Genomic DNA, 9,504 nt, shown 5'->3' on the forward strand with positions numbered 1-9,504 from the left:
ATTTCGGACGAAAGCAGCCGGACATACGGCAGAAAAGACATTAATCCGTTTTCAAAAGAACCCGTTTTACTTTTTATTAACCAAAAAAGAAGAAAACAAAAAGACAGACCCGGACGGAAAAGTCCGGAACAGAGGCCGGCAAAGCAGTAAAGTTCAACACAACCGGATGTGGATAAGGAGGTCGGAAACCGGTTCATTGCTTACGGAGTGCTACCACAAATATCAATTATAGCAACAATCGGAGATTATACTGTCAAAAGGATCAAAAATCCTTCTTTCCGCTGACTCGGCTTTTCGTTTCTCCGCTCCATCCGGAGGAAATAGAGCTCCGGAAGGTGGCTTTTTGCCTCCCAAAGCCTGCCTCTTCCGGAAACAAAACCTGTGTTTTACTGAAAAGCAAGCTTCTTTTTGCGGAAAAGACGGGTACATTTGCCCCGAAAGACGTTAGCATTTCCGGAAAACGCTTACTTCTTTTCCGGATTTCTTTAAATGTTTTCCCCAATTGCATATATTGTTTCGGAAAAAGAAGCTTCCGAACTCTTTTTTCACTCTGGTTGCTCTCCGCGAAACGACGCGGCCGGACTATCGGAAGAACAAGTATTTGACATAAAAAAGTACATGATGCATCAAGAGGATATGTTTCTCTTTCAGTCTGTCCAGAAACCGGTCATCGGGTAAACAAAAAGATAATGGCTAAACTGGCTGGAAGACGTTTTTTCTGACCTAGACGAATGGTCCTCCGAAATAAACAAATATGAGAGGATACGATTGTCATTTTGACAAAATGCTATCAAACTTCCGCCACCTTCACCGTAACACCGGGAAGTCAGTATCTTCTTTACAACTTATGTTTTCCAACTTCATCCTAATATCTCTCCAATCCGTTAAATTTCATAGGTTTCGCACACAAAAAAAGAGAAAAAGTTATTGCAATTCCGGATTTTATGTGTTTCTTTGTTGCGGAAAGATGATCGATTAGTTTCTCGATTTCGATTACAAGGTTTTTACTCCCGTCGACAAGACGCTTTTGTAAACTCTCTGTTTCTTTAATCTTTTTATTATTAAATCATCTTCCGGAGAGTTTTTTATTTCATTTATTTTATTTTTATCATTTTCATTATGAACATTTATGTTGGAAACCTTAACTACCGTGTTAAGGAAGCAGATCTGCAACAAGTTATGGAAGACTACGGAAAAGTAACTTCTTGTAAAGTAATCATCGATCGCGAAACAGGCAGATCAAAAGGTTTTGGTTTCGTAGAAATGGATGACGATGCAGCTGCAACAAAAGCTATCGCAGAATTAAACGGAGCGGAATACGAAGGCCGTACTATGGTACTCAAAGAAGCCAGACCGAGAGATTAACGATAGGAGAAAGAATTAAAAAGAAACCTTTTACCAGAAGAACCGGTAAAAGGTTTTTTTTATGTATTCTATGTTCAAGCGGCTCCCCCCGATACACAGGAGAACGGAAACAGCAGACTAATCTTTCAACTGGAAGTCTTTGCGCCGCAAAACGAAACTGTTACTCAGATATTTCTCACGCACAATCTTATTCTCAGCCAACTCCTCAGGGGTACCCTGAAACAGAATTTTTCCTTCGAACAGCAGATAGGCACGATCGGTAATACTCAATGTTTCCTGTACGTTATGGTCGGTAATCAGGATACCGATGTTTTTATCTTTCAACTTCCATACAATCTGCTGGATATCTTCTACGGCAATCGGGTCTACCCCGGCAAAGGGTTCATCGAGCATGATGAATTTGGGGTCGATAGCCAGACAACGCGCGATCTCCGTACGGCGGCGCTCACCACCCGACAACTGGGTACCTTTATTCTTCCGCACTTTCTGCAAACGAAACTCGGCAATCAAACTTTCGAGCTTATCTTTCTGATAATCGAGAGGTTTATTAGTCATCTCAAGCACGGAAGCAATGTTGTCCTCCACCGTCATCTGGCGGAAGACCGAAGCCTCCTGAGCCAGATATCCGATACCGGTCTGGGCACGTTTATAAACAGGATATTTCGTTATTTCAAGATCGTCCAGGAAAATACGGCCTTCATTCGGGGTAATCAATCCTACGGTCATGTAGAACGAAGTGGTCTTACCGGCACCATTCGGCCCCAGCAAACCTACAATCTCACCCTGCTTCACATTGATGGAAACATGGCTCACTACCGTACGCTTACCGTACTTTTTCACCAAGTCTTCGGTACGAAGCACCATCTTGCTTTCTTTCATATCCTTTGTTATTTTGCGGCAAATGTAGCAAAAATAAGCCGAAAAAACGTACATTTGCAAACAAATATACGAGTTATGATTAAAGCATTAAGAACCGTCGGCAGATACATGATGCTTATGGGACGGACTTTTTCACGTCCCGAGCGCATGCGTATGTTCTTCCGGCAATATATCAAAGAGATAGAGCAACTGGGGGTAAACTCTATCGGCATCGTGCTGTTGATTTCATTCTTCATCGGCGCGGTGATTACCATCCAGATTAAACTAAACATCGAAAGCCCATGGATGCCCCGCTGGACGGTGGGATACGTCACTCGTGAGATTCTTTTGCTTGAGTTCTCCTCCTCCATCATGTGTCTGATCCTGGCCGGTAAAGTGGGATCGAACATCGCTTCCGAACTGGGTACAATGCGTGTGACACAGCAGATTGATGCACTCGAAATCATGGGAGTGAATTCCGCCAACTATCTGATATTACCCAAAATCACGGCAATGGTTACCATGATTCCTATTCTGGTGACCTTCAGCATCTTTGCAGGTATCATCGGAGCATTCGCCACCTGCTGGTTCGGCGGTATTATGACGGCCACCGACCTTGAATACGGACTCCAGTATATGTTTGTAGAATGGTTTGTGTGGTGCGGCATCATCAAGTCACTGTTTTTTGCCTTTATCATTGCCAGTGTATCCTCTTTTTTCGGCTATACCGTAGAGGGCGGCTCGATAGAAGTGGGAAAGGCATCTACCGATTCGGTGGTTTCCAGCAGCGTACTGATTTTGTTTGCCGACCTGGTATTAACTAAACTTTTAATGGGATGATCGAAGTAAAAGGACTCTATAAATCATTCGAAGGTAAAACGGTATTGCATAATATAGATGCCTCTTTCGAAAACGGAAAAACCAGCCTGATTATCGGTCAGAGCGGTTCGGGTAAGACGGTATTGATGAAGTGCATCGTCGGATTGCTGACACCGGAAAAGGGCGAAGTACTCTATGACGGACGCAACTTTCTGGCAATGGGTAAAAAAGAAAAGAAACATTTGCGACGCGAAATGGGAATGATTTTCCAAAGCGCGGCTTTGTTCGACTCCATGTCCGTTTTAGATAACGTAATGTTCCCTCTCAACATGTTCGGTACCGATACATTGCGCGAACAAACCAAACGGGCCATGTTCTGCCTCGATCGGGTCAACCTGACAGAAGCTAAAGATAAATTTCCCGGCGAAATCAGTGGCGGTATGCAGAAACGTGTAGCTATCGCACGGGCCATTGCGCTGAACCCGCAGTATCTCTTCTGCGATGAACCGAACTCAGGACTCGACCCGAAAACCTCTTTGGTAATAGACGACCTGATTCACGATATTACCCGGGAGTACAACATGACCACCATCATCAATACTCACGACATGAACTCGGTAATGGGTATTGGCGAAAAGATTATCTATATTTATCAGGGAACCAAAGAGTGGGAAGGTACGAAAGACGACATCTTCACTTCGACCAACGAACAGCTGAACAATTTCATTTTCGCTTCCGACCTGCTACGTAAAGTAAAGGATGTAGAAATACAAAACCTCGAAGGCTGATCTTCTCAACAGATTGAAATAGAAGGGCTCATGAATCATCGCAACTCATGAGCCCACTTTTTGTTATAAAAAAACCAGTTAATAGAATCGACATATATCATCACGACATATTGACTGTCCCAAAGTTCTCAATAAAACTTAAAAAGAGAATAATTCCAATTACACATCAAAGATAACAAAAAAAATGCAGCAAAACATCACCGAAAACCGTGACAAATTGAAATAAATAGAATCATCCAATCTCTATCCATCCTTTTGCCATAGCTTTCACTACCATATCGATAGCGTTCTTTGCACAAAACTTTTGTATTAGCCTTTTACGAAATGTTTCGACAGTATTTTCTGAAATCTTCAATTCAGCCGCAACTTCATGCGTATTACATCCCCTTGCGACAGCTTTCAGTACATCAAGCTCGCGCTTTGTGGGTATATCTTTAGGATGAATTTGTACAGGACTGAGGCTTAACCTCTGACGAATGGACTTAAACCGCGGACATGCATAAGAATCACCTGCAAGCACGCTCTTCACGGCATTTCCTATTTCCATAGCTTCGGATGATTTAAGGATCACGGCATTCACTTTCTGACGAATCAAACGGTTGATAATCCAGATTTCTTCATGCATAGTACTAATAATAATACGTGCACTCTCATTAATCTCACGAATCATATCAACCAAATCGAATCCTGATATATCGGGGAGGCTTACATCCAAAACATAGATGTCGTAGTCTCTCTCCCCAATCAATTCGGCAGCTCTCGTTCCCGAAGTCACCGCATCGGCAACTTTAACCCCCGGCACTAACTCAAGCATGCGTTGCATCCCTTCAAGAATCAGTGCATGATCGTCAACCAATAGTATTTCTGCCTTCGTTTCCATGTAGCCTCTGTCTGTATTTATGGTTTGTTTCTTTTTGCTCTGTACAAATATAAATAAAAAGAGTTATATAAGAAACAAAAAGAATCAATTATTTCAAAAATGATGGGCAAAAAGAAAGCCGGAATTATGATAATCCGGCTTTTACATTTATATATCAATACTATTCGACACAAAAATCACTTCTGTCTGATATAAATATTGATAGGCGTTCCACTCAGATCCCACTTTTCACGCATCTTGTTCTCCAGGAATCTTCTATAAGGCTCTTTCACGTACTGTGGAAGATTAGCAAAGAAGACAAACGAGGGTACCTGCGTATTAGGCAGCTGAGTAACGTACTTAATCTTGATATATTTTCCCTTAGTCGCAGGAGGCGGATAAGCTTCGATCAACGGAAGCATCTCTTCGTTCAGGCGAGCTGTCGGAATTTTAATCATACGGTTCTCGTAAACTTTACGTGCCTCTTCAAGCACCTTGAGAATTCTCTGTTTTGTCAATGCCGATGCAAACACAATAGGGAAATCAACAAAAGGAGCAAAACGTGAACGAATGGCTTCTTCAAAAGTCTTCATTACTTTATCAGTCTTGTTTTCTACAAGATCCCACTTATTCACGACTACCACTAACCCTTTTGAGTTTTTCTGAATCAACGAGAATATATTCAAATCCTGGCTTTCTATACCACGGGTCGCATCCACCATCAGAATACATACATCGGCCCCCTCTATGGCACGAATAGAACGGACAACCGAATAATATTCGAGATCCTCGTTTACCTTATTCTTTTTACGAATGCCGGCTGTATCTACCAGATAGAAATCGAAGCCAAACTTATTGTAACGAGTGTAAATAGAATCGCGGGTTGTTCCGGCTATTTCTGTAACAATATTACGTTCTTCCCCGATAAAAGCATTCACAATAGACGATTTACCGGCATTAGGACGTCCCACCACAGCGAAACGAGGGATGTCTTCATCCAGAATCTCATCGGATTCTTTCTTGAATTTACTAACAATCAAGTCCATCAGATCTCCTGTACCACTACCACTAATCGCAGAGATACAATAAGGATCGCCCAATCCCAACCGATAAAACTCAGGAGCATTGTATCGCAGCTCATGATTATCCGTCTTGTTGGCCACCATGATGACCGGACTTTTGGCACGGCGTAATATGGCAGCTACCTGCATATCCAAATCTGTCACTCCATTTGTCACATCCACCACAAACAGAATCACATCCGCTTCATCCACTGCCATCAATACCTGCTTGCGGATTTCCTCTTCGAATATATCGTCAGAGTTTACTACCCATCCACCGGTATCAACAACAGAAAACTCTCGCCCTAACCATTCGGATTTACCATACTGCCTATCACGGGTAGTACCCGCTTCATCGTTCACAATTGCCTGACGGGTTTTCGTCAAACGATTAAATAAGGTAGACTTGCCCACATTGGGTCGTCCTACGATTGCAACTAAATTTCCCATAGTTTACACACTTTATTTTTGCGACTATCACAGTCGTATGAATTTTCTTTTTTTAATCTAACTGATAACCAAAATTCCGCAATTCCTTGTCAGAGCTGCGCCAATCTTTGTCTACTTTCACATAGGTTTCCAGAAAAACAGTTTTTCCGAAAAAACGTTCCAGATCCCGCCGTGCCTCTGTAGCAACTTTCTTCAGGGCTTTACCCTGTTTTCCTATAATAATCCCTTTCTGAGAATCACGCTCTACATAAATCACGGCATGAATGTGTATCTTCTTCGCATCTTCTTTGAATTGCTCCACCACCACCTCTACCGAGTACGGAATCTCTTTATCATAGTACAACAGGATCTTCTCACGGATAATCTCGTTGACAAAGAAACGGGCCGGCTTATCAGTCCACTGGTCCTTATCAAAATAAGGAGGTGAGTCAGGCAAAAGTTCTTTGATCCGCTTCATCACATAGTCCACATTGAACTTTGTAGCTGCCGAAATCGGAATAATCTCAGCTTGTGGAAGCAACTCTTTCCAGTCTTCCACCAGCTTCACCAGCTTTTCCTGGTCAGTCAAGTCAATCTTGTTAATCAATAACAAAACCGGAGCAGTCTGCTGACGCACTTTCTGAATAAATTCATTATTCTTATCAGGAGTTTCAATCACGTCTGTCACATAAAGCAAGACATCTGCATCCGCTAATGCTGAAGTCGAAAAGTTCAGCATAGATTCCTGCAACTTATAATTAGGTTTCAACACCCCCGGAGTATCCGAAAAAACAATCTGCATATCATCCGTATTATAGATACCCATAATCCGGTGACGAGTAGTCTGCGCCTTAAACGTAGCAATTGAAATACGTTCGCCTACCAACACATTCATCAGTGTCGACTTACCCACATTGGGATTTCCTACTATATTCACAAAACCAGCTTTATGCATCGCCTTCCATTTATTGATTTAGACAAAAAAACGCATCGAATCGAAATAAGATGCGTTTTATGTGATTTATATTAGCAACTTTCGTTACTATTCTTTTTTCCCGTCGTAACCCCATTTCACATACACGGCACCCCAAGTAAATCCGGCACCAAACGCAGTGAAAATAATGTTATCGCCTTTCTTAAGTTTCTCTTCAAAATCCCAGATACACAATGGCAGCGTACCCGCACTCGTATTACCGTAATGCTGAATATCCACCAGAACTTTCTCCATCGGAACTTCCATGCGATGAGCTACCGCTTCGATGATGCGCATATTGGCTTGATGGGGAACAATCCAGTCAATGTTATCTTTTGTCAGCCCGTTCTTTTCTGCTATAGCTGCACTGACATCAGACATATTAGAGACAGCGTACTTGAACACAGTTCTACCTTCCTGATGAATATAATGCATTTTATTGTCAACCGTGAAATAAGAAGGAGGACAAACCGAACCACCCGCTTTCATGTGGAGGAAAGGCAATCCCTTACCATCAGTTCTCAATATAGCATCCATAATTCCCAAGTCTTCCGTGGTCGGTTCAAGCATAAAAGCTGCCGCTCCATCACCGAAGATAGGGCATGTTGCACGTTCTGTGTAATCCACCATTGATGACATTTTATCGGCACCAACAATGATTACTTTTTTATATCGTCCCGAACGAATAAAATTGGCAGCTGTTTCCATCAGATACAAGAATCCGCTACAAGCAGCCTGTAGATCGAAAGCAAAAGCATTTTTTAGTCCGAGTTTATCACAAAGAATAGAAGCTGTTGAGGGGAAATGATAGTCAGGAGTAGTAGTTGCAACGATAACTAAATCAATGTCATCAGGATTTGAACCCGTTTTTTTCATCAACTGTTTAGCTGCCTTACGGGCCATATACGAAGTACCTAATCCCTCTTCGTTCAGTATTCGTCTTTCTTTTACTCCGATACGAGTCATAATCCACTCGTCATTGGTATCCACCATCTTAGATATCTCGTCGTTTGTCAAGACATAATCAGGTACATATCCTCCGACTCCTGTGATTACTGCATTTATTTTTTCCATCAATTCTGTTTTAATTTAGCAATACATCTAATACTTAAAGCAGCCGGAGAGCATTGCTCTCTGGCTGTTTGATAAGTATAAGCTTATTCAGACTGCAATTATACAGCAGCTTCTTTTTCAATTGCCAACTTACCTCTGTAGTATCCGCAAGCGCCGCATACTGTGTGGTAAACATGCCATTCACCGCAGTTCGGGCAAATAGCCAATGTAGGAGCTACTGCTTTATCATGAGTTCTTCTCTTTGCAGTTCTTGTTTTTGATTGTCTTCTCTTAGGATGTGCCATTTTCTTTTAAACTTTAATTATTATCTAATATTTTTTTTAATTCATTCCAGCGCGGATCAATCTGTTCCTCCGCTTCATCTTCCACAACGATATCCTCACCAGCGCCAAAAGATTCTTCTGCATCGTCATCACCACTTGTTCTAAGATGCTTGTTCAGCTTACTGGTCACAGCTTTATTGCATTTACCGGGAGCATGCACATGCTTCATCGGGATAGCCAAAGCTATAAACTCGTACATAAACCAAGCTACATTGATCTCCCCTTCTTCCTCAGGGATCACAATCAGATTATCTCCCTCTTCAGCATATTCACGGCCAAATTTTACCATCAACTTATCTGAGGAAGTAACCGGCTGTTCCATCTCATCCAAACAACGGTCACATGGTACCCATACGATACCTTCTGTCTGGAAGCTCAATTCAAAAGCACGAGAGGTCTTTTTAACCGTCAACTCTACGTTGACTTTACCTTTCTGAACTTCAGGGCCATCAATATGAGCGAAAAAAAGATTGTCAAGTAGAAACTCATACTTACATGAGTCTGCTTGCATTCCTTTCAAATCAATTTTGTATTTATCAAACTTTCCCAAAGCTTCTTTTTTTTAATCGTTGCAAAGGTACAAAAAAAGCCCAAACGTTATGTACTACTTAACTAATTTTCATCTGAATCTTAAGTAGGTAGACATAATTCGGGCGACAAAGATACGAATAATAATCCTCATAACATACAAATTATCAGTAAATATTCGTATTTTAAGTAGTATTTTATTTATAAACGAGTGCATCAGTTCGGTTGTTATCCTCCCTCCTTCTTTTCCTACGTCTATAAACAAGTCATCCCCTCGTGTCTTCTGACCCGAGGGGATGAACTCTCTGAAAACGGCGACTACCTACTCTCCCACTGTTACGCAGTACCATCGGCGTGATCAGGCTTAACTTCTCTGTTCGGAATGGGAAGAGGTGGAACCCTGATGCTATAGTCACCTGAATAAGGC

Annotated in this window: 10 protein-coding genes and 1 rRNA gene; 3 read left to right on the forward strand and 8 right to left on the reverse strand. The window is 41.9% G+C overall.

Going from position 1 to position 9,504, the window contains the following annotated elements; genetic code table 11:
- Window positions 1–1,119 precede the first annotated feature (1,119 nt).
- On the forward strand, window positions 1,120–1,365 hold the full coding sequence (locus QK890_RS18670; RefSeq protein ID WP_005811280.1) for an RNA-binding protein: 246 nt from the start codon (window positions 1,120–1,122) through the stop codon (window positions 1,363–1,365).
- 117 nt (window positions 1,366–1,482) lie between these two features.
- On the opposite strand, the gene lptB is transcribed toward QK890_RS18670, so the two are convergent.
- On the reverse strand, window positions 1,483–2,244 hold the full coding sequence (lptB, locus tag QK890_RS18675) for an LPS export ABC transporter ATP-binding protein (protein ID WP_005811281.1): 762 nt from the start codon (window positions 2,242–2,244) through the stop codon (window positions 1,483–1,485).
- Between the two features lie 75 nt (window positions 2,245–2,319).
- On the opposite strand from lptB, the gene QK890_RS18680 reads away from it, so the two are divergent.
- Both QK890_RS18680 and QK890_RS18685 read left to right on the forward strand, forming a co-directional pair.
- The gene (locus QK890_RS18680; protein WP_005782292.1) at window positions 2,320–3,063 is read left to right on the forward strand and encodes an ABC transporter permease; all 744 of its coding nucleotides are present in this window, start codon (window positions 2,320–2,322) and stop codon (window positions 3,061–3,063) included.
- Complete coding sequence (locus QK890_RS18685; RefSeq protein ID WP_005782291.1) at window positions 3,060–3,830, forward strand: ABC transporter ATP-binding protein; 771 nt, start codon at window positions 3,060–3,062, stop codon at window positions 3,828–3,830. The genes QK890_RS18680 and QK890_RS18685 overlap by 4 nt, the downstream gene beginning before the upstream one ends.
- A gap of 232 nt (window positions 3,831–4,062) precedes the next feature.
- On the opposite strand, the gene QK890_RS18690 is transcribed toward QK890_RS18685, so the two are convergent.
- The 7 genes from QK890_RS18690 to rrf all read right to left on the reverse strand — a co-directional run bounded on the left by QK890_RS18690 (window position 4,063) and on the right by rrf (window position 9,497).
- A complete protein-coding gene (locus QK890_RS18690; protein ID WP_005782290.1) occupies window positions 4,063–4,710 on the reverse strand; it encodes a response regulator transcription factor in 648 nt (215 codons plus the stop codon).
- Window positions 4,711–4,886: 176 nt separating this feature from the next.
- The gene (gene der / locus QK890_RS18695) at window positions 4,887–6,200 is read right to left on the reverse strand and encodes a ribosome biogenesis GTPase Der (RefSeq protein ID WP_005782289.1); all 1,314 of its coding nucleotides are present in this window, start codon (window positions 6,198–6,200) and stop codon (window positions 4,887–4,889) included.
- Window positions 6,201–6,252: 52 nt separating this feature from the next.
- Entirely contained in the window at window positions 6,253–7,134 is an 882-nt protein-coding gene (gene era, locus QK890_RS18700) for a GTPase Era (protein WP_005782288.1), read from the reverse strand.
- Between the two features lie 87 nt (window positions 7,135–7,221).
- On the reverse strand, window positions 7,222–8,226 hold the full coding sequence (locus QK890_RS18705; RefSeq protein ID WP_005811282.1) for a beta-ketoacyl-ACP synthase III: 1,005 nt from the start codon (window positions 8,224–8,226) through the stop codon (window positions 7,222–7,224).
- A gap of 98 nt (window positions 8,227–8,324) precedes the next feature.
- Entirely contained in the window at window positions 8,325–8,510 is a 186-nt protein-coding gene (gene rpmF / locus QK890_RS18710; protein WP_002562387.1) for a 50S ribosomal protein L32, read from the reverse strand.
- 13 nt (window positions 8,511–8,523) lie between these two features.
- On the reverse strand, window positions 8,524–9,099 hold the full coding sequence (locus tag QK890_RS18715) for a DUF177 domain-containing protein (RefSeq protein WP_005782286.1): 576 nt from the start codon (window positions 9,097–9,099) through the stop codon (window positions 8,524–8,526).
- A 287-nt stretch (window positions 9,100–9,386) separates the two neighbouring features.
- Window positions 9,387–9,497: ribosomal RNA gene (gene rrf / locus QK890_RS18720) — 5S ribosomal RNA — on the reverse strand.
- Between the last annotated feature and the right edge of the window lie 7 nt (window positions 9,498–9,504).

The organism is Bacteroides sp. NGMCC 1.200775, assembly GCF_040798045.1.
GTDB lineage: Bacteria > Bacteroidota > Bacteroidia > Bacteroidales > Bacteroidaceae > Bacteroides > Bacteroides hominis.

Excerpts from the sequence above, each read along its gene's own strand:
- QK890_RS18670 (WP_005811280.1), top strand. The coding sequence starts at position 1,120 with ATGAACATTTATGTTGGAAACCTTAACTACCGTGTTAAGGAAGCAGAT.
- lptB (WP_005811281.1), bottom strand. The coding sequence starts at position 2,244 with ATGAAAGAAAGCAAGATGGTGCTTCGTACCGAAGACTTGGTGAAAAAG.
- QK890_RS18680 (WP_005782292.1), top strand. The coding sequence starts at position 2,320 with ATGATTAAAGCATTAAGAACCGTCGGCAGATACATGATGCTTATGGGA.
- QK890_RS18685 (WP_005782291.1), top strand. The coding sequence starts at position 3,060 with ATGATCGAAGTAAAAGGACTCTATAAATCATTCGAAGGTAAAACGGTA.
- QK890_RS18690 (WP_005782290.1), bottom strand. The coding sequence starts at position 4,710 with ATGGAAACGAAGGCAGAAATACTATTGGTTGACGATCATGCACTGATT.
- der (WP_005782289.1), bottom strand. The coding sequence starts at position 6,200 with ATGGGAAATTTAGTTGCAATCGTAGGACGACCCAATGTGGGCAAGTCT.
- era (WP_005782288.1), bottom strand. The coding sequence starts at position 7,134 with ATGCATAAAGCTGGTTTTGTGAATATAGTAGGAAATCCCAATGTGGGT.
- QK890_RS18705 (WP_005811282.1), bottom strand. The coding sequence starts at position 8,226 with ATGGAAAAAATAAATGCAGTAATCACAGGAGTCGGAGGATATGTACCT.
- rpmF (WP_002562387.1), bottom strand. The coding sequence starts at position 8,510 with ATGGCACATCCTAAGAGAAGACAATCAAAAACAAGAACTGCAAAGAGA.